This is a genomic window from Pigmentibacter ruber (genome assembly GCF_009792895.1).
GTDB lineage: Bacteria > Bdellovibrionota_B > Oligoflexia > Silvanigrellales > Silvanigrellaceae > Silvanigrella > Silvanigrella rubra.
In genome coordinates this window covers 1,423,274-1,447,126 of record NZ_WSSC01000001.1, presented here as the reverse complement: position 1 = coordinate 1,447,126, position 23,853 = coordinate 1,423,274, and the positions used below count along the sequence as shown (strand labels likewise).

At 29.3% G+C, this 23,853-nt stretch carries 22 protein-coding genes; 12 read left to right on the top strand and 10 right to left on the bottom strand.

Annotated features, from left to right (window positions below; all coding sequences use genetic code 11):
• The first annotated feature begins 67 nt into the window (after nt 1-67).
• Nucleotides 68-358 (top strand): FmdB family zinc ribbon protein, encoded by a 291-nt coding sequence (locus GOY08_RS06010; protein ID WP_158997957.1) that lies wholly within the window; start codon nt 68-70, stop codon nt 356-358.
• Here GOY08_RS06010 and GOY08_RS06005 read toward each other — a convergent pair whose 3' ends face one another.
• The 4 genes from GOY08_RS06005 to GOY08_RS05990 all read right to left on the bottom strand — a co-directional run bounded on the left by GOY08_RS06005 (nt 359) and on the right by GOY08_RS05990 (nt 8,432).
• On the bottom strand, nt 359-1,327 hold the full coding sequence (locus GOY08_RS06005) for a hypothetical protein (RefSeq protein ID WP_158997956.1): 969 nt from the start codon (nt 1,325-1,327) through the stop codon (nt 359-361). It abuts the gene before it with no gap.
• Nucleotides 1,328-1,402: 75 nt separating this feature from the next.
• A complete protein-coding gene (locus GOY08_RS06000; RefSeq protein ID WP_158997955.1) occupies nt 1,403-4,738 on the bottom strand; it encodes a UvrD-helicase domain-containing protein in 3,336 nt (1,111 codons plus the stop codon).
• Between the two features lie 11 nt (nt 4,739-4,749).
• Nucleotides 4,750-7,527, bottom strand: coding sequence for a PD-(D/E)XK nuclease family protein (locus GOY08_RS05995; protein ID WP_158997954.1), 2,778 nt, complete (start codon nt 7,525-7,527; stop codon nt 4,750-4,752).
• Nucleotides 7,528-7,562: 35 nt separating this feature from the next.
• Entirely contained in the window at nt 7,563-8,432 is an 870-nt protein-coding gene (locus GOY08_RS05990; protein ID WP_158997953.1) for a DNA-processing protein DprA, read from the bottom strand.
• Between the two features lie 325 nt (nt 8,433-8,757).
• On the opposite strand from GOY08_RS05990, the gene GOY08_RS05985 reads away from it, so the two are divergent.
• Both GOY08_RS05985 and GOY08_RS05980 read left to right on the top strand, forming a co-directional pair.
• Nucleotides 8,758-9,027: a hypothetical protein gene (locus GOY08_RS05985; RefSeq protein ID WP_158997952.1), complete on the top strand. Its 270-nt coding sequence runs from the start codon at nt 8,758-8,760 to the stop codon at nt 9,025-9,027.
• Nucleotides 9,024-9,665 (top strand): hypothetical protein, encoded by a 642-nt coding sequence (locus GOY08_RS05980; protein WP_158997951.1) that lies wholly within the window; start codon nt 9,024-9,026, stop codon nt 9,663-9,665. The genes GOY08_RS05985 and GOY08_RS05980 overlap by 4 nt, the downstream gene beginning before the upstream one ends.
• A gap of 12 nt (nt 9,666-9,677) precedes the next feature.
• Here the strand turns inward: GOY08_RS05980 and GOY08_RS05975 are convergent, their stop codons facing one another.
• Both GOY08_RS05975 and GOY08_RS05970 read right to left on the bottom strand, forming a co-directional pair.
• Nucleotides 9,678-10,838, bottom strand: a complete 1,161-nt coding sequence (locus tag GOY08_RS05975; protein ID WP_158997950.1) for a hypothetical protein — start codon at nt 10,836-10,838, stop codon at nt 9,678-9,680.
• 137 nt (nt 10,839-10,975) lie between these two features.
• A complete protein-coding gene (locus GOY08_RS05970; protein ID WP_158997949.1) occupies nt 10,976-11,608 on the bottom strand; it encodes a YceD family protein in 633 nt (210 codons plus the stop codon).
• Between the two features lie 406 nt (nt 11,609-12,014).
• Between GOY08_RS05970 and GOY08_RS05965 the strand changes: the two genes are divergently transcribed.
• The 6 genes from GOY08_RS05965 to GOY08_RS05940 all read left to right on the top strand — a co-directional run bounded on the left by GOY08_RS05965 (nt 12,015) and on the right by GOY08_RS05940 (nt 18,124).
• A complete protein-coding gene (locus GOY08_RS05965; protein WP_158997948.1) occupies nt 12,015-12,272 on the top strand; it encodes a flagellar FlbD family protein in 258 nt (85 codons plus the stop codon).
• Between the two features lie 132 nt (nt 12,273-12,404).
• On the top strand, nt 12,405-15,110 hold the full coding sequence (locus GOY08_RS05960) for a tetratricopeptide repeat protein (RefSeq protein ID WP_158997947.1): 2,706 nt from the start codon (nt 12,405-12,407) through the stop codon (nt 15,108-15,110).
• 22 nt (nt 15,111-15,132) lie between these two features.
• Nucleotides 15,133-15,429 carry a hypothetical protein gene (locus tag GOY08_RS05955; protein WP_158997946.1) on the top strand — a complete coding sequence of 99 codons (297 nt, stop codon included), beginning with the start codon at nt 15,133-15,135 and terminating at the stop codon, nt 15,427-15,429.
• A complete protein-coding gene (locus tag GOY08_RS05950; RefSeq protein ID WP_158997945.1) occupies nt 15,426-15,926 on the top strand; it encodes a hypothetical protein in 501 nt (166 codons plus the stop codon). The genes GOY08_RS05955 and GOY08_RS05950 overlap by 4 nt, the downstream gene beginning before the upstream one ends.
• Before the next feature lie 72 nt (nt 15,927-15,998).
• The gene (locus GOY08_RS05945) at nt 15,999-17,201 is read left to right on the top strand and encodes an aminotransferase class I/II-fold pyridoxal phosphate-dependent enzyme (RefSeq protein WP_158997944.1); all 1,203 of its coding nucleotides are present in this window, start codon (nt 15,999-16,001) and stop codon (nt 17,199-17,201) included.
• On the top strand, nt 17,198-18,124 hold the full coding sequence (locus GOY08_RS05940; protein WP_158997943.1) for a 2,3,4,5-tetrahydropyridine-2,6-dicarboxylate N-succinyltransferase: 927 nt from the start codon (nt 17,198-17,200) through the stop codon (nt 18,122-18,124). The genes GOY08_RS05945 and GOY08_RS05940 overlap by 4 nt, the downstream gene beginning before the upstream one ends.
• Nucleotides 18,125-18,134: 10 nt before the next feature.
• Here GOY08_RS05940 and GOY08_RS05935 read toward each other — a convergent pair whose 3' ends face one another.
• The 4 genes from GOY08_RS05935 to GOY08_RS05920 are packed head-to-tail and all read right to left on the bottom strand — an operon-like array spanning nt 18,135 to nt 21,153.
• The gene (locus GOY08_RS05935) at nt 18,135-18,836 is read right to left on the bottom strand and encodes an amino acid ABC transporter permease (RefSeq protein ID WP_158997942.1); all 702 of its coding nucleotides are present in this window, start codon (nt 18,834-18,836) and stop codon (nt 18,135-18,137) included.
• A gap of 1 nt (nt 18,837) precedes the next feature.
• Nucleotides 18,838-19,551, bottom strand: coding sequence for an amino acid ABC transporter permease (locus tag GOY08_RS05930; RefSeq protein WP_158997941.1), 714 nt, complete (start codon nt 19,549-19,551; stop codon nt 18,838-18,840).
• Nucleotides 19,552-19,585: 34 nt separating this feature from the next.
• The gene (locus tag GOY08_RS05925; protein WP_202914032.1) at nt 19,586-20,398 is read right to left on the bottom strand and encodes an ABC transporter substrate-binding protein; all 813 of its coding nucleotides are present in this window, start codon (nt 20,396-20,398) and stop codon (nt 19,586-19,588) included.
• Between the two features lie 14 nt (nt 20,399-20,412).
• Nucleotides 20,413-21,153: an amino acid ABC transporter ATP-binding protein gene (locus GOY08_RS05920; RefSeq protein ID WP_158997940.1), complete on the bottom strand. Its 741-nt coding sequence runs from the start codon at nt 21,151-21,153 to the stop codon at nt 20,413-20,415.
• A 294-nt stretch (nt 21,154-21,447) separates the two neighbouring features.
• Here GOY08_RS05920 and GOY08_RS05915 point away from each other — a divergent pair, with 294 nt between their 5' ends.
• The 3 genes from GOY08_RS05915 (at nt 21,448) to GOY08_RS05905 (ending at nt 23,821) form a co-directional block, all read left to right on the top strand.
• Nucleotides 21,448-22,212, top strand: coding sequence for a substrate-binding periplasmic protein (locus GOY08_RS05915; protein WP_158997939.1), 765 nt, complete (start codon nt 21,448-21,450; stop codon nt 22,210-22,212).
• Nucleotides 22,213-22,291: 79 nt separating this feature from the next.
• Nucleotides 22,292-23,041: a substrate-binding periplasmic protein gene (locus GOY08_RS05910; RefSeq protein WP_158997938.1), complete on the top strand. Its 750-nt coding sequence runs from the start codon at nt 22,292-22,294 to the stop codon at nt 23,039-23,041.
• Between the two features lie 30 nt (nt 23,042-23,071).
• Nucleotides 23,072-23,821, top strand: coding sequence for a substrate-binding periplasmic protein (locus GOY08_RS05905; protein ID WP_158997937.1), 750 nt, complete (start codon nt 23,072-23,074; stop codon nt 23,819-23,821).
• The last annotated feature ends 32 nt before the right edge of the window (nt 23,822-23,853 follow it).

Sequence of the window (23,853 nt, the reverse complement as noted above, 5' to 3'; positions counted from 1 at the left end):
TAAAAAAAACTAGTATGCTGTTTTAATTCCTTCCAAGAATAGCTCTAGGAATAGAAAGGTTAAGAAATTGCCTATATATGTTTATGAACCCACTATTTGGTCTTTAGATGAACCTGTTAGTGATTGCTGTTATTTTGAATCTATACAATCTTTTAAAGATGAACCATTGAAGAGTTGTCCAACATGTGGGCATGCGGTTCATCGTAGTGTGACTAATTTTAGTTTATCCACGTCTAAATCAAGTCAGGAAAAAACATCTGACCCTTTCCAAGCTTTAAATTCAAAAAACGATTCCCCCTCTGCTCGTGCAGCGCGTTTGGCTATGCGGCATGTTTGTGCTCAAGGTTGCAAACATTAATTATTTTTCAAAAAATAAAACCGTTTTTGGTTTGCGTTGAACATCGCGGATGGATTGATCCCCTCTAGCTACCACTGTGGCTCTGGTAAGTTTTCCTTTCTCAACTTCAAAGATGAGAATTCCAATTTTTTGGAGGATCATGAAAATTCCTAATCCTGCACCAGGGTAACCTTCTTGAATGGGCTCTGTTTCTTTATACCCAACACCAAATCTAATATATTTAGCAATTCCTTCACCTTTAAATGTACCAAATTTATCTTCTACACTTAATACAAGTGTTGTATCAGAAAATAAGCATTTTAATTCAATTTTCTCATTTTCTTCTAATGCAACAGCTTGGGTTCTATCAATATTGCTGCGAGCGGGGCAAGCATCCCAGATGGCATTCATTAGAAACTCATCAACAATATCACTTAAAATTTTTGCATAAGATGCAGATCCTGCTACCAGCTTATCTTTTTTCTGCTGAATGAGTTGAGAAAAGAAATCAGCAACTTTACTTTGAATGATGACTCTTTCAGAAGAATGTTCAATAGATTGTTCATAAGTTTCAGGTGATTTCAATGATAAATTTTGGATAATATTTTTTGCTTTATTTTTTTTGAAAGATAGGATTTGGATAATAACAGTTTTTAATAGTTCTTGATGGATTAAACCTATTAAAAATCTTATTTTTTTCATTTCTTCTTTGTATTTTTCAAAAATAGAAAGTTCTTTTTCGTTTGGCATCAAAATTAGATTTTCTGTGATAAAATCTTTTGCTTTATTGACAAAAAATAAAAAATCAACGCCATCACATAAAATATATTCATTGCCAGATTTATCAAATTTTGAAACGATCTCGGTGTTAGGGATATTTTTTTGTATCACATGCGAGGTGTTTTTACAGGCAAGCTCAATGGCATCCAGTTGATTCTGGTTAAGAATTTTGCTTAAATTTTCTGTTATGTAAAAGCAAACTGCAGACATTATTGTCCTTATAATATTGATTTAATAAAATTCTTACTTTTTTTTCTCTTTGGGTCAAAAAGAAATGTCGGAAATCTAGTAGGAATTTTTTCTCAATAGAAAGCAGATACTTTCTTTGTTTGAGAAATCAAAAAAATTTAAACTTACAGAACTTGAACCCAAAGTAAATAAATCTGGAATTAATTTCTTAGGGTAACAGATCGAGGCAATGATATCATAAGGGTAATTTAGCTCTTGCAAATTGAGTTGACTAATTATTTCCATATAATTTATTATTTGCTCAATATGTGATTCATCAGGTAAACCCGTTTTATAGTCAATAAGCCATACTAAATTTTTGTTCTGTGAGCTTAGTTGTAATTCCTCTAAACTAAAAAGTTGATTATCTATTGTTTTAAATGTAGGAATGAATGGGAGAAAAGACAATTTATCAATTGGAATAATAGCTACAAAATCAAGGATATTCCTTTGAGTCATTGTAAAAAAATTCACAGGTTCTGTTTCTTTCCAAACTTCAAGTTCATGGTAGATTTTTTTGGCATGTAATTTAATAGAATATTGGAGCGAATTAATTTTTGCAGGTTTATTTTCTATAGCCGCATGATATAATATGCCCCGTGAAATAGATTTTCTTTCTTTCATTTTTTTCTGAATCAATTCATATATATTATTAGTCTTAAATTTCTCAGTTTTTTCTTCTGATATGTTGTTTAGTATATCTAAATTAGAAGTTTTTCTATAAACGCTAGTAGCTTGGAAATGAAATTTATTAATAAAATTTGAGGAAATTAGAGGTTTTTCATCAGTATTTCTTTCGTTACTATCAAAGTTACAAAAATGTATAAATTGAGGGCCGAAGTCATAATATGAAAAGGAATTTTCATTGCTTTTAATAGGAATGGGAAAGTTTTCATTTGTTTGAAACCAAGGAGGCTTTTGCTCTAGAGTAATTTGTTTCCTTCCTTGTTTTATTTTTTCTGATGTAAGATTAAAATTACTTCTTAAAAATTTTATTAATATTTCTTCTTCAAGATATTTCTGAGAAGGAATAATATCACTACTAGTATAATCTGATAAATCGTCACGTAGACCAAATCTTTTTTGGGAATGTCTTTTTGCTTGAAAGATAGTTAGTGATGATATTGCCCTAGTAAATGCAGTATAAAACACCCTTTGACGTTCAAAATCTAATTCAGCTTGTTTCCTTAATTCTGGATAAAAATACTTTTCTTTTAAATTGCCTTTTGAGTTGTATTCCTCAAAATAATCTTCTGCATTAAATTTCTCATTTTTTACTCTTTGCAATATTGACATATTTTCAATATCGTCTTGTAACCAAGTAATATCAATAAATCGTTCAGAAATTGCAGTAACAAATTTGCCACTTGGCTTTACTCGACCATTTTTAGGGTAAAAGAATACATGTTTCCATTCAAGGCCTTTTGCTTTGTGTACTGTTTTTAGCTCTAAAGAATTTTCTAGTTCAAGTAATTTATTATTTAAATTTCTTATGCCCCACTGTTCTAATTCATGAGGTATGATTTGTTCTTTCTTCTTTTTTTCTTTTAATTGAGTATTTTCTATTAAATTATTTTTAATTTTTTTCTCTAATTCAAACGAAAATTCATGATATGAAAGTTTTTTTACCAAAGCTTCTGCAAAATTATCCATGTTAATAATAAAATACATAGAATGTATGTCGTCGCATTTATGATTAAATAAATAAAATAATTCCCATCTTAATTCTTGCCATGCATATAAAAAATTATCTTTTGCAATTAATTTATACTTTTCAATAACTGCTAATATATCACTAATTTTTTTTGATTTAAATTTTTTGTCGAGAAAGAAACTTTCTATTTCTTCAAAGTTTATTTTGCAAATTGGACTAATCAATATCATAAATAGATCATAATCATCGTTTTCGTCAACTAGAAATTTTACTAATGATAAAGAAACACTATATTCTAAAATAGTATCTAACGTATTATTTTTTTCCACAGAAATATTTACTGGAATACTATGTAGCTTTAGAAAATTATAAATTTTTAAAATATCTGCATTTTCTTCACATAAAATAACCATTTCATTCCAGTCACAGGCGACAGTTTTTTTCCAGTGCTTTATAAATTCGACATAACACTGCAATGAATAATTTTCTAAATTTATAGAATTAATTTTTTTATTTAATTCTTCATCAGAGTTATTTAATCTTGAAGTATTTAATGAACATGTAACAATATTTAATTTTTCAACATGAATTATATTTTCTTCAATTGTTTTTCCTGCATCTAGAGCATTTTCAGAAATATATTTTTTTAATGCTTCTTTATAAAAATAAGATTCTTTGAATTCTACTGGGAACCTTGGGTTATTCCAATCAAACGTAATTTTTGATAAAGAGTTTATTTTATTTAGCAATGAGGGATCTGAGCGAAAGTTTTTTTTCAGCTCTAAATGTTCCCAGTTGATATGTTTTTTTAAACCTTGAAAAACATCAACAGAAGCATTTCTAAATCCATAAATACTTTGTTTAGGATCTCCCACAACAATCATTCTAGCATTATTCATTTGCACTAAGTGATATAAAATGTCATGCTGAATATGGTTGGTATCTTGGTATTCATCAACAATTAATTCTTGAATTTTTATTGGAATATTTGACTGTAGTTCTTCTTTTAGAAATAAAGTTCTATCAGCATAGCTAAATTCTCCCCTTTGTATACGCTTTAAATACTCCTTGCGTGCAAGGGTATGAAAATCTTTAAGCAAAACTTGAGTTGCCGGATGCATATTTCTTGCAGCTATTCTAATATTTTCATGAGATGTGGCGAGAAAAGTATCATTGCAAAGAGCTTTTAGAATAAAACTAAAAGTACTAGAAGTCTGTAAGAAACCAGTATTTAATGCTCCTGACAGCAAAAAGTCTATAGCTATTACTAACTCTTTTTGATTTAGATTGCTATTTAAAAAATATTTTTTGATTGATTTTTTAAGATCATCTTGGATTACTTCTTCTTCAATGAGTTGTAATTTAGGTGGCATTTTAAACTTATTATTAGACTGATTTTTTTCCCACCAAGTAGGATAAATACAATTTACAAGATCTGAAAAAAAACTATCAATTGTAGATATATGTATTAAACTTAAAGCATCATTTAAGAAATATTCTTTCGAAAAATCATTCTCAATTCGTGCCTTGATTTGCTGTGCAGCATCATTTGAAAAAGTTACAATGAATAAACGAGCTGGGTCAATTTTTTTAGTCAAAAGCAGCCATTTTACTCTTTCTAGAAGAACGGCTGTTTTTCCTGCGCCTGCACCAGCTTCAATTAAGAGATGTTTTTTGCTTGCTGTATAATTCGGAAAAAAATGAATGCATTTATTTTGTTCTTCAGTAAAACTACGCATAAAAACCTCTGCTAATTAATTTGCTCGACAGAAGATTCATCAGAATTTATATTATTAACTTTTGCAGGACAAATATTTTTGTAGTCGCAAAAATTGCAATATGTTTCTTTTAGAGGAGAAGGTTGGAAATATCCCTGCTTTAATTTTTCTACATATTCTGAATATTCATTTAACATTTCATAAAAAATTTTATTATCTTTTTTTAAAGGATTAAGAAATTCATAATTTAAGATGGGATTTTGGGATGTATCCAGATTTTTCAAGTGAAATAATGCAAAAGAAGTTATTTGGTTTCTATTTAAGTTTTCCCCATCATCTTCAAATAAATGTTTGTCAGCCCAGGCTAGGCAGTATAGAGCTCCTTGAACACTAAGTTTAGCAGATTTACTATTTGGTTTTTTTAACTCAGAAGGAAGAAGTGCAAGTTTTTTTTCAGTTTTAGGAATATTAGCTGTTTTATAATCAATAATTTTAATACCTTCTGAAGTGCAGTCAATTCTATCAATTTTTCCAACAAAAGATATTCCAGCAATATCTATTTGAATAGGTCTTTCTCTTTCAATTCCGACTAGAGAGTTAGAATTCTCTAAAGCGAGTTCTTTTTCTATAAAAATAAAGCGATAAAAAGTTCTTTTCAATATTTCTCTATCTTGTATTGCTTGAAAAGAATTTTCATTTGTATTCCAGATTAATTCAATCGCTTCTTCAAAGGCAGAAAATATTTGATCAAAAAATATATATCCATATTTTATCAAAATATCTTTGAAGCATAATTTCCATTCTTGGATTGATTGCGAAATAAAAAGTTTTTCATTTTTTAGATGCATTATAATTTCTTCATAAATTTTAGGCATTAATTTATTGTAATTTGAATTTCCAAGTATTGTTACTAAGCGTGAAATAAGTTGTTCACAAACTAAATGCATTTTACTTCCAATTACCAAAGGATCAGATTTTAAATAAATATCTTTTTCTTTTTTTAATTTAAGAACTTCTTGTAAATAAAAATTTAATGGACAATTAATATATTTTTCAAAGCTAGTAATAGATATTCTATTTTTATTCTTTAATAAAAATTCTTCCCAGTTTTTATTTTGCAAATTTTCATTTAGTTTTTTCTTTAAGCTATTTATAGAAGTAAAATTTAACTTTTCACCAAAAAATTCAACATTTTTATTTAAAACAATATAGGGAGGAAATTTTTCCATTTCATCAACAGAATTTAATAGAAATGATATTGGTATTGAAGAGTTGCATATATTTTTCCAAAAGCCTTTGTACATAATTTCACTTGCAGGAAGATCAATTGGCACACCATTTTTTCTTAATAAAGTTATGGCATTGTTTAAAACTTTTACATTAAAACTTGAGTTTGTTGCCGCATGAGCTCTTCCTATGCAAAAAATATTATTTGGAAAAGTGTCTGAATTAAAAAATGATAGAGCTTTAGGAAGACTATTTACGGAATGTGGTTCACCAATTTGCACAGTTTGTTGTGATAGAAAATTTTTAAGTAGTGATAGAATAAAATTATTATTAATTTTTGTTTTTATTGAATAAATATCAGCAATTTTTTCTATTTTTTCAATATTCTCTACTAATGAAATATATTCAATAAATTCATTATAATATTTATCTAGTTGCGGATAAATTTCTTGAAATTTAAAATAATTTTGATTGTTGGAATCCCAGTTTTCTATCATGCTTTCATTGATTGGATACTTACCAGAAGCGCATGGTGTATATAATTTTAAATTTCCTGGATCATAGTCAGCAAGTATTTTAAAAGAATTTTCGGATTCTAACACTTCATCTACTTTTTTTATAAAACAATGATTATTATTAGCAATTTTGAAAAAAATATTGTCGCTATTTAGCTTTATATCATTGAATGAATCTTTAATAATAGTTCTATTTGTCCAAAAAAATGTATTCTTATAATTTAAAATTTCCTTTGTTTTTATAATAGAGCTTCTTAAGTCATCAACAACATAGCTTTGAAAATTACCTGGTCTAATAGTATTAATTAAGTCATAATTATTTTCTTCAATATTTAATTGATTGTTGTGGTTTGTAGCAAATTCAGGAGCACAAATCCAAATGATATTACTTTTTAGAAAGTTATTAGGTAAAATTAATTTTGTCTCAAATTTATAAAGATGTTCAATAAAATCAATATTTAAATAATTTTTTACTAAGGATTGTAGTCTACTAAAATTACTTATTCCCTCTTTACAATACTGATATGTAGCTAAAATTTGTTTTAATGAAATTTCATTTATTTCTTGAACACTTTTAATTTGATCTTTACTTTGTGTGTCAAAAAGTAAACTAGCTAGCGATGTGCTTTCAGGCCAATTTATATCTATCAAAGATAGAATTTGTTTTGCAATTGGCAGAGAATCATTATTAAAATAATTAAACATTTTTAAAGAGTATTCAATATATTTCTCTTGATTAATTACATCTAAATATGGTTGTAAAATAAAATTTGGAATATGATTTAGAATATTTTTATCGCTAGTTGAGATTGATGCACAAAAATTTCTGGCTAAATTATCCAATGTATACATAGAAATGCCATATACAGATTTATTATTATTTCGGTTTAATTTTTTTAATTCATGGAAGATTTGATTACGAAATGTAATTAAATCTTCTTTTCTTTCACAAACGATCGACCAATGGATATCTTTTGCACAAGAATATTCAGAATAATGCTGAATGAATTCTGTTATAATTTTATAATTACATAGAAACATAGAATGCTCAAAAAATTCTTTTTTCATGTAATTTCCTTACAAAGAAAGAAGCAAATTCTTCTCTAAGAATATAGATAGCTAAGAGAATTTATTATATCTAAGACATCTTTTGGTGATTGTATACAATAAGCCCCGTTTTTTATAAGTTGATTGCAACCATCACTATTTGAGCTAGTTATATCACCTGGAATAGCTCCCACGTGACAACCTAAATCTAAAGCGGCATGCGCTGTAATTAAACTTCCACTTGTTTTACCAGCTTCAACTACCAATAAAAAATCACATATTGCAGCAATTGATATATTCCTTCGTGGAAAATTCCATTTTTTTGCTCCACTATATTGATGAAATTCACTCATAATTAAAGCATTCTCTGAATTCATCATTTTATTAAATAAATTGATATTTGAGGCTGGATATAATTGATTTAATCCAGACCCTACAATTGCACAAGAACTTCCATATTCAAATGCAACAGAATTTGCAATAGAATCGATTCCTATGGCGCCCCCTGAAATAATAGTATTTCCTGCAATTGTAAGTTCTTTAGAAAAATCCGCAGCTATTTTTCTGCCATAAAATGTTGGTTTTCTAGATCCAATGATACCGATTTTTGGTTTTTCTAAAATTTGTAAATTTCCGCAATATTGATATGCAAGTAAACAAGGATGCTCCCATTTTCTATGAATTATTTTTTCTAGATGATAATAGGGAATAATTTTTTTATTAGATTCTTTTTTATCAATACATTCGAAATTGATATTTAAATTGCATTTTTTAGTTATTTTTTCTAAACTATATGAGCTTGAATTGTAATTAAAATGGTTTGAGAGAAAATTTTGAACCCTATTTAATTCTTTAATACTTAAATTTGTTTGCAAAAACCATAACTCTTCACTAGTTAAAGTTGAGCACTCATTATTAAAAATCATTATTAAAATACTTTCTTAAGAAAATTGAAAGAAAAAAAAAGTAATATGCCGATTTGAAATAAATTATTTTTTATTTGTTTGATATAGTTTTTAATTTTGATCACAATTTTTTTGTCTTTGTCCATATTTTAATGAAAACAAAAAAATGACGCATAAAGTTAAGATAATATTATTATTTTGCATTGGAAAAAATTTGACTAGGTAAATTCATTATGCTTTACTCAGTTTAAAGCAAATAAAGCTTAAATAAGTGTCATTTTTGTCTGTGCAAAATTTATTTTTGCATGCAAATCTTTTTTTTTAACTTCCTTTTGTAGGGTGAATTATGAAAGAAAGTCGTTGCCCCTATCATGTTAAGCAAGGATTAGTTGATTCTGAGGGAAAATTAATTTTAAGTGATGTCTGTGGAGTGAAGTCTGCATGTGGGTCTGTATGCCCGCACGCCCCTTTTAAAGATAATTCACATAAAGAGTGTTCCCGATATGTGACTCATGTTAGAGGTGCTGAGCGACAAGTACTTGTTCCTAAGAACGATATAGAGTATTTGCCCGAGGTGAGTGGTTTAAGCAATTTTAGTGAGATAGATCTCTTGTGAATTTAAGTTCAAGTACAATAAGCAAAAAGTATCATATTCAAAGGAAATCGAATCCTATCGATTTAATAGGTTATGAAGTGGACTTTTGTGATACAGAAACCAATGCACTGATTAAAGTCGCAATGTTTTCGTATGTTAAATCTGATTCAGTAGAAATTAGTGATTTTTTCCAAAGATTGCTAAAAAAGTATTCTATAATATCAAATAAAAAGCCTTTTCATGGGCTTTTTTCTATTCTATTTTTCTCAAAATTTAAGGAAAGATTTATAGTTGCTGTTGCTGAAGAAATTAAACAACTTAGAGTTAGTTGGCTATTAGAAAAGTGTGATCCATATGAATTAGCAGCTATTGATGCAAAAAATACTCAACACTATTTTTCTCAGCTTGAAAAAAATTTATTTGAAAAATATGTAGCTGAGTGGGACTCACCGCAGAAACTTTTTTATTCTGAATTTAAAAATCTTAGAAAAAAAATTATTTTTCAATTTTTTCGAAGTAATTTACATTTTATTTTATTCTGGTGTCTTATTTTTCTAGCCATTTTTTTAGGATTGCACATTACATCGAAAGAAAATTCTTTGACTATGTGGCAACAATTAAAAGGTTGGATATTCTTTTTATTACAACGATTAAACTAAAAATTTATAAAATTACTTTAAAGAACTATCATTTGTTAACATAAAAAAAGGTTTTTTGGGATTGCAGCATTTATTATTTAAGTCCCATAACCAAAATTTACAGCTTGGAAATATATCGCAACTATTTTCATCTGAAAGAAAAACTTCCTTACGGAAATAAGAATTTGAAACAGGAGAGCTTTTTGTAGAAGAACTGCTTAAATTATCTTCTCTGCTTATTTCTTGTTTTTTTAGAGGCATAGCTAGTAAAATTGTTTTTTGAGAAGAAAACAGATGGTTTTCTATTTTGGATGAATTAGCAAATTCTAAGCTTTGTTTAGTTACTTGATTACTAGAACGATCTTTCGAATTTGAAATCAAGATTTCATTTAGCTTATTGAAGTTAGGTTTATTTTCTTTATCATTTGGCAGAATGTTTGTAATTATAGCATTCGGCTTTGAAAACTTATTTTGTAGGGATTGCTCTTTTTCTGCATTTTTGTTTTCAAAAGAAGCTGGTTTTATATCTGTGGCAGACTTAGCTTGTTGAGTATAAATTGTTTCATTTTTTTGCACGGGAACTTTTGGTTCTTTAGGTTGTTGGATTACTGCAGTTTCACTTTTTTGCACGGGAACTTTTGGTTCTTTAGGTTGCTGGATTACTACAGTTTCATTTTTTTGCACGGGAACTTTTGGTTCTTTAGGTTGCTGGGTTACTACAGTTTCACTTTTTTGCACGGGAACTTTTGGTTCTTTATGTTGCTGGATTACTACAGTTTCATTTTTTTGAACGGGAACTTTTGGTTCTTTAGGTTGTAAAGTCGCCTTTACATTATTGTTTTCATTTGTTTTTTTAATTTCAGTTTGTTTCCCAATTTCTTTTTTTAATTCAAGATTTAGCTTCTCTTTTGTCAGCATACTTTTTGGTAAAAGTATGACTTCACCAGCATAAATACAATTTCCTTCACTTTCTTGCTTCTCAGGATTTAATTTTAAAACTTCTGCTAAAGAACCATTCTTTCCATAGATAGGTTTTAAGGAAAGTTTTTGGAGTATGGTAGAAAGATTATCATTTGGTTGTACAGTATATTCAAACACTTCTTCACTAGCAGAAACAGAAAAAGGAACAGCGAAAAGAGATAAAATAACTAATTTTACTCCCCATTTTTCTGCTAATTTCTTCAAAAAGTGCATACGATACCCTCATTCCAAATGAAGGAAAACCTTAATTTCTTTTCGGAGAATTTTTTATAAATAATGAATAGTTTTAGATAAATAGTTAATATTTTACAGAAATTAAATTATGGCGGAAAAAGAACTTGAAATGCCTATTAATGCAACTTTTTAAAATGACTGCAGTTTTTTTTATGTGCGACAGTTCTTGTTTTGCCATTTAAATCAGTTAAGTTTAATTCTTCACCACATTCAGAACAAAGACCTAAACAATTTTCTCTGCAAAGAGGTAATTCTGGAATTGCGCAATATAATGAATCTATTAACATTTCATCAAGAACTAAAAAACTTCCACTATAAAAATAATTTTCAAGTTCTTCGATACTTATTTCCAAATCTTCTTCTTCATCCTTTGTATTACTTCCTTTAAATGTATTAATTTTAGCTTTTTCCTGAACAGATTTAGGAGTGAAAAAACAGTTTATTGGTGCTGAAATTTTAGCTCTAAATTCTGTTAGTGAACGTACACATTCAAGAAGTGGTTCAAATATTATTTCACCAGAAACGCGAAAAAGCATATGCTCTTTTACAATCTTTAAAACTCCTGAAATTTTTTTATATTCTGGGTTGTTTGGTGTAAGACCATATTCAGTTAGAAATCCAATAGTATTTTCAGAAACAAGACCATCATCAAAATGAAATACATTTCCAAGTGGTTTGTCATTCATCCCAAAAATAACTGTTACTTCATTACCAATTTTTGGAATGCTTAAAGAAATATTTTTTTTCATAATTAAAAAATTCCTCAAAAGAAAAAGGAGAACAAAGAATTAGAATTTTAAATAAAACTTTGTTTCAAGAATGGAATTATGATAAAAAAAATGAACTTGCAAAGGAAAAACTTTTTTTTCTATAGAACTTCTCAGCAATGCCATATTGAAGCATTCTTTTGAATGTTATGAAAATGTATGTTTAAAAAATTACTATTAATGTATGTAATAAATACTTTATTAATGATATTTAAGGGCATATTTTTACAAAATTCCTAAAAAAATAATGCAAAAAATTTGAAAATTCACATAAATTTACTTCTCATGTATGCTTTGCATATATGAGAAAAAATACTGTGATGTTTAACATACATTATAAATATATTAGTATGATAGGTAAGTTATTCAAATTAAAAGGAGGATTCAAGTGATTAAGCTGACTAGAATCGATGGATCAAATATTTATTTAAATCACATGAACATTCAATGGATAGAATCAATTCCAGACACTACCATAACCGTAATGAACGGTGCAAGAATCATTGTTAAAGAAAAAATTGAAGATGTATTAACTCTCATAAAAAATTATTCAAAAAGCACTGAACATTCCAATTTTGAAAATTCAGTACACTGTTTTTCAAAGCAGATTATTAAAGAAGAGGGAAATGATTGCCCTAAGACATAATTATCTAGAGTATTTTTTTAAATTTTGATCCGAAAGACATTAGCATAACATTAGGACTTGCTGATGCTCTTTAAGATTATAAAAAAGTTATTCATAATAAGTACTTTAAATCTACTGATAGGCGTGCAATTTTTGTTTGCTCAACAATGGCCAACTCTTTTTCTTCCAGAAGATATCATCCCTGAAAATAAAGATGACTTAAAAAAAATTGAGAAAATGTCTAGCAAATCGTTTGAAAAGATGCCACCTGAAGATGTTCGCAATAAAATTTATCAATCATTTTATTTTATTGCAGATTTTTTGAGTAGTACCAAAGGCGAATTACCAAAAGGATGGTTTGAATCTAAAAAAGATCCAGAAAAATCTTTAATCCATGGATTTCCTCCTGAATTGAAAAGACCACCTCTCCAAATATTTTACCCTGCTTATAATTTAGGTGTTTTAGGATATTTTATTAGTGATGATAAATACATTTCTAGGCTAAATATTTGCCAAGGGTTTTGGTTAGAAGAGCGTCTGCAAAAGGCTTATGATTGTATGTTTTTTTTGCAAATGGATCTTGCAAAAGATAATGTTCCTATAAATTCGCTTACTAGAATTCAAGTAAATATAATGCATGGATTTCTGTTTCTTTATTTAGCCACAAATGAAATTAAAGACGTACATATTTGGAATGCAAAGACAAGCCCTCCTTCTCCTCAAGAATTTACAGAAGGAGATCACTACTCAATGGCTAGAGCTATTTTTGCATATGTTGCAAATCAGATAGATGATTCTTTGTATTTGCCTAAACAAAAAACAACAGTGATAGAAAATGTCTATAAACACGCTTTTGAAAATCCAGTTTATTTCAAAGTTTCAACAAAAATTAGCACAAAAAAAGCAAAAGTAACTTTCATTCCAGAGCATTTAGATTCTTTACTTTGGATACAAACTGTAATGCCATTAGTTTACGCAAATACAATGGCCATGAATCAAGGTATTTTACTATGGCAGAGAGCTTTTAATGCTGCTTTAAGATTAGAAAAATATTTTGATTATTTTAATTACCCAAAACTTCCAGAAGGTTCTCCAGTTGAGATAGTTGACCGACCTTTAGTAAAACGTGAAGTTTTTATATCTCCTAAAAATAATACCGACTTTTTAGTAGCTTCAGATTTATTCAGAACTTCTGCTATGTTAATTGCCAAAGATCCAGGAAAAGCATTAGAATATATTGCTGCAGGAATTCTAAAAAAGGGTCATCCTGAAATTTCTTCATTACTTTTTACATTATCTGCTAATGCTTATTTCGATTTAGATTTATTGAGATGGGCACGAAGATCATATTCATGGGCGGAACTTTTTTCAAAACCTTTTGCAATGAAAGTTCCAAGTTCTTTATTTTATGGAGCAGAAACTGCTTATTGGTTGGGTTATTATGACATTGCAAAAAAGGGATTTGAAAGATTTACAAATTTAATTGGAGATCCTGAATATGGTCCTTGGGCTTATTTGCGCTTAGCTGAAATAGCTGAAAGACAAGGTGAAAGAGATAAAGCCAAAAATAAATATGAAATGCTTTTAAGAAAATTTAATAACCATCCCGTTTCGACGGATGCTCAAGTTCGTCTATTTTGCTTATATGAAAACACTTTAAGCAAACGGGCACGTATGGTTGAATATGCAAAAGTCCAAGAGAAGATTAAAGATGGGAGAGATCTTTTAAAGAAACAAGCAAAAGCTTGTTTGTTAAAAGTTGATTTGGACAACCTACAGGCTGAAGCAGAAGTAGATAATAAGAATAATGTAGTTGAAAAATCTTTAAAACAAAAGAAAGCTATAGATAATTATGCAAAAGAATTTCCAGATAGTGAGTTTTTACCCCTTTTCGACAGTAGATTAAAAGAGTTAGAGCTCTCTGTGGGCACGTTTCTAGCTACAGAAAATGCTTGTTTTGAACTCCTTGATTATTATAAAAAAAATAAGGCGGCCATATTATCCTTAGAGAAAAATAATCATCACTATGTTAAAGGGCTAAAGTGGGAAAAAGAAGAAAAACTAAAAGTTTTAAGATGCAGTGCATTTATTAAAGATTTTCCCATTTGGAATGAAATGCGGAAGTCAGAAGTTGGAGGTGATGGAGAACCATTGCATTCTGAGTTTTATCAAATGATGTTTCATCCATCAGTAGAAAATGCTCTAAAAGCTTATAATAGTTTAAAAAAATCAAATGAAAAATGGAAAGAAGATCTTGTAAAAGTAGAAAAAGCTCAGCTTGATTTTATTTTAAATAAAGATTTTTGGTCTTTATTGACTTTAAGAGAACTTTTAAAATTTGATTTACTTGCATCAAAATCATCTAATAATCTGTTAAATATAGCTGTTTCACAAGACTTATTTAAAGAACCTAACCAAATTTTTTCTTCGCCGACATTTTGCTCATGGATGTTAAGAACTTCTCCAAATTTCAACAAAGAAAATTGGTTTCAGATACTAGCTTTAAAGGAAAGTAAGGAATGGTTAGATCTTTTGCAAGAAAAAAAAGCTGATAAATCATATAATTGCGAAAAAGGATTTGCGAAAGCTATTTTCACATATTTTCTTAAAAATCCGGATAATAATTTTGATGACAAAATCTTATTTCCTTACTTACAGTCTAAGGGAATAGCAAACGCTGGTGAAGAGTGGTTACAATATGCTCAAAGGATTGAAAAAAACAGAGGACAGCAAGACAAGCAAGTGCTTGATATTTATAAGAAGTTAAAAAAAGAAGCTAAGGACCCTATTGTCAAAGATGCCGCAGACTTATGGCTAAAAAAGAATATGCCAGAGGAAGCCGATAAGTTATTATGGTGAGAGAAACCTTAAGGGAGAAGTTATGGGAACAATTGTGCAACTATCTAAAAAAAGAGAAGAAAAAGATAAGCAAAATTCAAAACTTAAAGCTCCAGATGGTGAAACTGTAAGATTATGGCGTCTTTCGATGGAAATAGATGATTTAATAAAAAAAGGTGTCATGAATGATTCTTTGCCACCCGATGAAATTGCTACTATTCTATCACATAGATTAGGTACTTTAATATCTTGTTGTGATAAGCCAGAAGAACTTGCTAAGTTTTGTGCGCATATCATAGAACGAATGAATTCTAATTGTATTACAGGTGAACCTGCATGACGAATATCTTGTCTTTTGATTGGGAAAAGGATGACTACGTTAGAATATCAGGAATGGTAGATGAAAATGCTGATTTTAGTGAATTATATAAAAAGCATCACGATATTTTATTTTTAGATTTAAAAGGTGTGCATAGAATAAACAGTAGTGGTGTGCGTAAATGGGTTTTAGCTTTAGACAAATTAAAAGATGTTGAACTGCATTATATAAATTGTTCCTTTCCTGTTGTTGATCAATTGTCGATGGTTCCAGAATTTATAAATAAGAAATCCTATGTCGAATCTTTTGATGCGCGTTACGTTTGTGAAAATGATAATACTACACATATATTCAATTTAGTTGTAGGTTTTGATATCCAACCAGGATTAAAAAAATACGAAGATGGTCCTGAAAGATTTTGTCCTAATTGTAAAAATCGTTTAGAATTTGATCATAATCCAGATAGTTATCTTTTTTTTCTAAGCAATTTACATCCAAAGAAAAAATCAGCTAGTTAATATTACTCTCTTGCTGTTAAGATTACAAAAAGTTATACAACTTTGTACTTAAAATTTTTGTACGGGGTGTGTATGACAAAATTAGATGAAATGAATTCTTGGTTATTAGCATTGAGACCTTTTGGTTTAACAAAAAATGATGAAATAAAAAGTAAATTAGAAGCTCAAAATATTGAAGTATTCGATTTCACTTTAGGAGATCCCAAAGAACCTACTCCTGATTTTATTAAAAAAGCCTTGATCGAAAATATTGATTCAGTAAGTCAATACCCACAAAATATTGGATGTTTGCAATTAAGACAAACTTGTGCAAAATGGGTAAAAAATAGGTTATCAATTGATATTAATGCTCAAAACCAAATTATTTCATCTAATGGTAGCAAGGAAGCTATATTTCATATTCCTCATGTTATATTAAATTCCTCTTCTATCCGTCGTATGATTATCAGTCCTGAGCCAGGATATCCAGTTTACAAAGCTGGAACTGTTTTAGCTGGTGGTATTCCTTATGTTAATCCATTGAAAACAGAAAAAAATTATATTTTTGATCCAAGTGAAGTTCCACAGGAATTGACAAATCAAATCGCTGCAATTTGGTTATGCTATCCACATAATCCAACAGGTGCAGTAATTAAAAAAAATCAAATGGAAAAAATATATAAATGGGCTTGTGAACATAATATTATAATTCTATCTGATGAATGTTATATTGATATGTATTATGAAGGAAATGATAGTCCTAATTCTTTTCTAGAAATTTCAAGTAAAGAAAATTTTAAAAATGTTATATGCTTTTTTTCGCTGAGTAAAAGAAGTGGTATGACAGGATATCGTTCTGGATTTATTGCAGGTGATTCTGAATTGTTAACTTTATATGCAAAATATCGTTTAAATGTAGGTTTAGGTACTCCTGATTTTATTCAAAAAGCTGCAATTTCAGCTTGGTCTGATACAAATCATGTTAGAGAAAGAAACAAAATATTTGCTAAAAAAAGAGAATTAGTTGATGCTTTTTTCAAAACAAATAATATTTCTGTGTTACCTAGTTGTGCGACATTTTATGTCTGGGGTAATGTTCCAAATTCTTATCAATCTGATTTTGAATTTGTGAATAAAATTTTGGAAACAACGGGTATTATGCTAACACCAGGTTCTGTTTTTGGTGAATCCTGTAACAGGAATTTTAGAATGGCTTTAGTTCCAACTGTCGATAAAATATCTGAATGTTTAAAAATATGGCAAGCAAAAATAAATTCTGGAGAAATTAAATTATGATTTCATTATCGTATCAAGAATTAGAAGAGTTAGAAAATAATATTAAAACACTTGTAAGTGACAATGAACTTTTACAAAGAAAAACTTCTCAAGAAATTATTTATCAATGCTTACGTTATCTTGAAGATGGTACGTTAAGGGTTGCCTCTCCAAAAGGAGAAGGTCCAAACTGCGGCGAAGTTGAAATGCGTGATTTAAATGAATGGGTTGTTCATCCATGGGTAAAGCAATCTATTTTATTTGCAATGAAAATTAGAACTGTTGAAAGTTTTAAATGGGAGTTGAATGGAAATTTAAAAATAATGGGACAAGAGAGAGTACATGCAGGTTCTTTGGGATACCACGATAAATTAGATGTACGAAAAGACTTAGCAGCTTATGGAGTTCGCTCTGTTTATGGCTCTATTGTACGAGAAGGTGCTTATGTATCAAAAGGTGCCATTTTAATGCCTAGTTTTGTTAATATAGGTGCTTGGGTTGGCCTTGGTACAATGATTGATACTTGGGCTACCGCGGGTAGTTGTGCACAAGTTGGAAAAAATGTTCATGTAGCAGGTGGTGTTGGAATAGGTGGGGTTTTAGAACCTGAAAATGCTAAGCCTGTGATGATTGGAGATAATGCTTTTCTAGGGAGTAGGGTGATTGTTGTTGAAGGTACTATTGTGAGTGAAGGAGCAGTTTTGGCTGCAAATGTATCATTAACTTCTTCTACTCCTATTTATGATGTTACGACATCGGAGAAAAAAGAATATCGAGGTTTTGTTCCTCCAAATGCTGTAGTTGTTGCTGGTACAAGAGTGAAATCATTTCCAGGAGGAGAGGTTCCTATTCAATGTGCATATATTATTGCTTATCGGAGTGCAAAAAGTGATTCCAAATTAAGTTTGAACAATATTTTACGCGAAACGGGAATACCTATTTAATTGCTAAAAATTAAATAGATTTTTTCCAAGCTAAAGTTTTTTCAAGCCAACGACTTAAGCTTGTGAATGCAAAACAAATAACAAAATAAATTATAGCCAAGAAAATAAATATTTCTGCAGCATAGTTCTGGGTTCTATTATTTATCTGTTGTGCAACTTGAGTTAGCTCTGAAACCCCTACAATATATCCCAAAGAAGTATCTTTTATTAAAGAAACAAATTGGTTAACAAAAGAAGGAATCATATTTCTTAGCCCTTGTGGAAGAACAACATATCGCATTGTTTGCCAGTAAGTCATTCCACTAGAGATTGAAGCTTCGGTTTGACCTTTTGGAATACTTGCAATACCTGCTTTTACAATCTGTGAAATATAACAAGAAGTAAAAATTGTTAAAGCACAAATTACAGTTCCATTTTCTGGAAATTTCCCACCAGTTAAAATAGGTAACAAAAAAAACATCCAAAAAATAACCATTAATAAAGGCATTGCTCTTATTAAATTAACTATAAACGAAACAGGTACTCTAATATAAGAATTTCGTGATATACAAAGTAAACCTAATATTAATCCGCCAATAATTGATAAAGAAACAGATATAAAAGCTAGAATGATAGTTAGAGCTAAACCACCTAAAGGTCCATTTGGATAGCGCCCAATCATTAATTGTAAAAAATTGTTTTGTATAACACTTAAATCAAAAATACTATCCATATCAAACAGTTCCTTTGCCAATTGGGTTTAGAACTTTTTTGTCATAAATTGTTATTAATCCTGAAATAACAAAGGAAAAACAAACATAAATTAAAGTAGCAGCAAAGAAGGCTTCAAAACTTTTGAACGACTGGCTTTCAATTTGCCTTGCTTGATAAGTAATTTCCGCAACACCAATAACCATCGCCATAGATGAATTTTTTGCTAGATTTAAAAATTGGTTTATCAAAGGAGGGATTGTCAAACGTACTGCTTGTGGGAGTATAATATAGTGCATGGATCTGACATATGAAAATCCGCTACTTCTAGCAGCTTCCATTTGTTCTTTTGGAATGGAAGAAATTCCAGAACGGATATCTTCAGCGATAAATGCTGAGGTATAAAATGTTAAAGCAATTACTGCTGCTGCGAATTCGAAATTTAAAGTGTTTAGCCAATCATTAATTACTGTTGGTAACACTTGATAAGAACCAAAATACCAAAAAAATAGCTGTACAATGAGAGGAGTGTTCCTAAAAAATTCCAGATAGCACTGGGCAAATATCCTGATTGGAGCAAAATGAGCTAAACGCATGACGGCTAAATTCAAACCAAGGAAAAATGCCAAAGCACATGAAATAACGGAAAGTTCTACTGTTGTTACAAGGCCTTCTACTAACATTTTTGCATATTTTTCAGTTAGTAGGATGGAGAAATCAAATTGGTAAGATGACATAAAACCATTCCTAAATTTTTAATTGTTTATATTTCTAGGGGGTGATTTTAAAGTCTTTTACTAAAGGAACTGAAGAATTTGGACCAAACCATTTAGCAAAAGTGGCATCAGCTTTTCCGTTTTTTTCCATCTCAATTAATGTTTGATTTACTATTTTTAATAATTCTGGATTTTTTTTGTTAACACCTATTCCATATGGCTCTTTAGAAATATCAAATGCAGGTAATTCAAAATCCTCCTTCTTAGATGCTTTTGAAAGTATTCCCGCTAAAATTGATTCATCAGTAGTTATTGCGAATACTTTTCCTTGTTGCAAAGCTAAAAAAGCTTGGGGATAATCATCAAAAGAAAGTATTTTTGCGCTTGGAATTGCTTTTGCAGCATTCAGCTCTGAAGTTGATCCTTTGGTTGTACCAATTTTTTTGTTTTCTAAATCTTTTAATGATTTCACTGTTCCTTTTTTAACAATGAATTTTTGCTTAGAGACAAAATAAGGATAACTAAAATTTATTTGTTTTGCTCTTTCTGGTGTAATTGTCATTGTACAAGCAAGCAAATCAACATTATCTTCCATCAATAATGGTATTCTATTAGCAGATGTTACCGGTTTTAGCTCTATTTTAACTCCTAATTTATCAGCGATTTCCTTTGCAAAATCTATATCATAGCCTTCTAAAGTGCGAGATTTTTCATTTACAAATCCAAATGGGTATAAGGAGTCTTTCACACCAACTATAAGAGTTTTCTTTTTCTTTATTTCATTAACATCAGCTTGAACATTTGTTACATATAGAAGAGGGATTAAAGAAATAATAGATATAAAAAATTTTCTGCTCATTAATTTCATGAAAAAATCTCCTTTTATGCTTGCATTGGTGTCAAAACTTGCTTTAAAAATTGTTGTGCTCTTTCTGATTTTGGATGATTAAAGAAATCATTAGGTTCAGAAACTTCAACAATTTTTCCAGCATCAATAAAAACTATTCTATTTGCAACTTCACGAGCAAAACCCATTTCATGGGTAACAACCATCATAGTGATATCGCCCTTGGCAAGGTCTTTCATAACCTTCAAAACTTCACCGATCATTTCAGGATCTAGAGCAGATGTTGGTTCATCAAACAACATAATTTTAGGTTGCATGGCAAGTCCACGTGCAATAGCTACTCTTTGTTGCTGGCCACCAGAAAGTTGTGCCGGATAGGAGTCTTTTTTATTATCAAGACCTACTTTATTAAGTAAATCAAGAGCTATTTTTTCAGCTTCAGATTTGTTTACTTTTTTAACTTTTATGGGAGCCAGTGTTATATTTTCTAAAACTGTTAAGTGTGGGTAAAGATTAAACTGCTGAAAGACAAACCCTATTTCTCCTCGTAATGTATTTAAATTTATTTTCGGATCTGTTACTTTAATACCATCCACAATAAGTTCACCGGCATCCACGGTTTCAAGAGCGTTAACAGTGCGGATAAGAGTAGACTTTCCAGAACCTGAGGGGCCACAAACAACAACAACTTCCCCTTTTTTCACTACTAAATTAATATCATTTAAAACATGCAGTTTTTTATTGTACCATTTATGAATACCTTTAAATTCAATCATGCTAGCTTCCCATTTTTTCATAACCATTGAAAGATAATAAAATACCTTGATTAGATAAAATATCAAAAAATAAAAATTTTTACAAAGAAGAAAATGACTTCATAAAACTCAATTGTGAATTTAACAAATGTATTTTTTTTTTCAAGCAGATTAAGTTTTTTATCATTGATTTTTCTCAGATTTTATTCAAGTGAATTTTAATGAGCTTAAGTCGCCAATTAATTGACTATAATTGTTTAAAAATATCTTGGATAATACAATAAATTATAAATTTATAAAATTAGGGATATATAAATGCTAAATTATAAAAAAATATCCACATTAATTGTTTTATTTGGATCTTGTTACATAACAACTAAAATAAAAGCACAGGATATAAAAATTTTAACGGAAAATGTCCCTGGTGAAGTTGAAAAGTCGAGTAATGGAAAAGTAACCGGAATTTTTGCAGAAATTGTTACTCAAGCGCTAGAAAGTCAAAATATTAAATATGAATTTATTTGGACAAGGTGGAAGTTAGCCCAACAAAAGGTTCAAGAAAATGCTGATAAAAAAAGTTTTATTTTACCAATAACCAGAATTCCTGAGAGAGAAAAAAATTATATCTGGGTAGCTAAAATATGTGATATAGAAACTTTCTTTATCACAAAAAAAGGCAATAAAAAAATAAATAGCTTAAAAGAAATAAATGATAAAAAAATTGGTGTCCAAGTTGGTACCTCTTATGAGCAAAAAATTTTAAATCAAAAAGGAAAAGCATTTAAGGATGAAGTCTCTTCTGTTCCCTACGATCAGCTAAATGTGAAAAGATTATTACTTGGGGAAATATTTGCCTGGTATACAAGTTCTATTTCGGGAAAAGCAAATATAGTTGCTGAAAAAATAGATCTTAGCCAATTTGAATACGGAAATAAAATTGATGTTGAAGAAAATTATATTTCAACGACTTCAAAAACAGATCCTAAATTAATAGAAAGAGTTGCTAAAGCCTTTGAGCAGTTTAGAAAAACAAATAAATATTCTGAAATTATTAAAAAGTATGTTCCTAATAAGAATTAATCTGCCAGAATATTGACTTTATATTTTTGTAAGTAAAATGTTTAATTATAGAGTAATCATTTTTATAATGGAGTTTTTTATGTTCAAACAAAAAAATTTTCTACTCGCGCCAGTTTTTCTTTTTGCATTTGGTACTGCAATAGCTCAAGATATATCAATTTTGACTGAAAATTTTCCATCTGAAACAGAAAAAATTGGAGAAAATCAAGTCAGTGGAATTGGTGGAGATATTGTTACAAAGGCATTAGAGGCTAAAAAAATTTCCTTCAAAATGGTTTGGTCACCTTGGAAAAGAGCGCAACAAGAAACCCTTGCAAATTCTGACAAAAAATCATTTGTAATTCCTTTAACTCGCAATTCAGAGCGGGAAGCAAGTTATAATTGGGTAGCTAAACTTTATGATGCTGATACTGCATTTCTGACATTAAAATCAAATAAAAAACTGGACAGTATTGCTGATGCAAAAGGTAAAAAAATAGGTGTTTTACTTGGTTCTTCGTATGAGGGCTTTATTGCAGATGCAAAACATGGATTAAATAAAGCTGATATAGAAGCAGTGCCAAATGATGCAACAAATGCTAAAAAGCTTGATGCTGGAAAAATATATGGCTGGTATTCAGGAGTGATTGGGGCTGTTGCAGCTTTAAAAGCTGAAAAAATAGATATTGGAAAAATAGATATTGGTAAAAATATTGATCGCGAAGAAAACTATATAGCGACAGCTAAAAATACTCCTGCTGAATTAGCAAATAAAGTAAAAGATGCAATTGAAAGTTTTAAAAAGACACCTCAATATGCAGCAATTATTAAAAAATATGCAGGAAAATAATTTTAATTTATTTATAAAATTGAGGATTATATGTTAAGAAATATAAAGATTTTAGCAATTTCTATATCAACTTTAGCATGTACTGCTGTATTTGCTCAAGACATTACAATTTGCACACAAGTTTTACCCTCAAAAACAGATAAATTAGGGGAAAATCAAGTTGGTGGCATTGGTGGTGAAATTATTACAAAAGCATTTGCGGCTAAAAAAATAAGTTTTAAAATGAATTGGTTGCCTTGGAAGCGTGCTCAAGAAGAGACCTTAGCAAATAGTGATAAAAAATCTTTTATTATTCCTTTTACAAGAAATGCTGAAAGAGAGCCTAATTACAATTGGGTTTCAAAATTGTATGATGCTGAAACAGTATTTATTACAAAAAAAGGAACAGCAAAGTTAAATACTATTGCTGAAGCTAAAGGTAAAAAAATAGGTGTTTTACTTGGTTCTTCCTATGAAGCTGCCATTGCTAATGAAAAAAATGGGTTAACAAAATCAGATATTGAAGGCGTACCAAATGACTCAACAAATGCGAAAAAACTTGAAGCGGGAAAAATATATGCTTGGTATACTGGTGTCATAGGTGCAATTGCTACGTTCAATGCTGAAAAAATGGCTATAGATTCTTTTGAATTTGGAAATAAAATTGATATTGAAGAAAACTATATTGCAACATCTAAAGGAACAGCAAAAGAACTAGTTGATAAAGTTAAAGAAGCTATAGATTCTTTTAAAAAGACTCCTGATTATAAAGCAATTATTAAAAAGTATACTGGTAAATAGTATTTTTTTGTAATAAGCTGTTAAAGGTAATT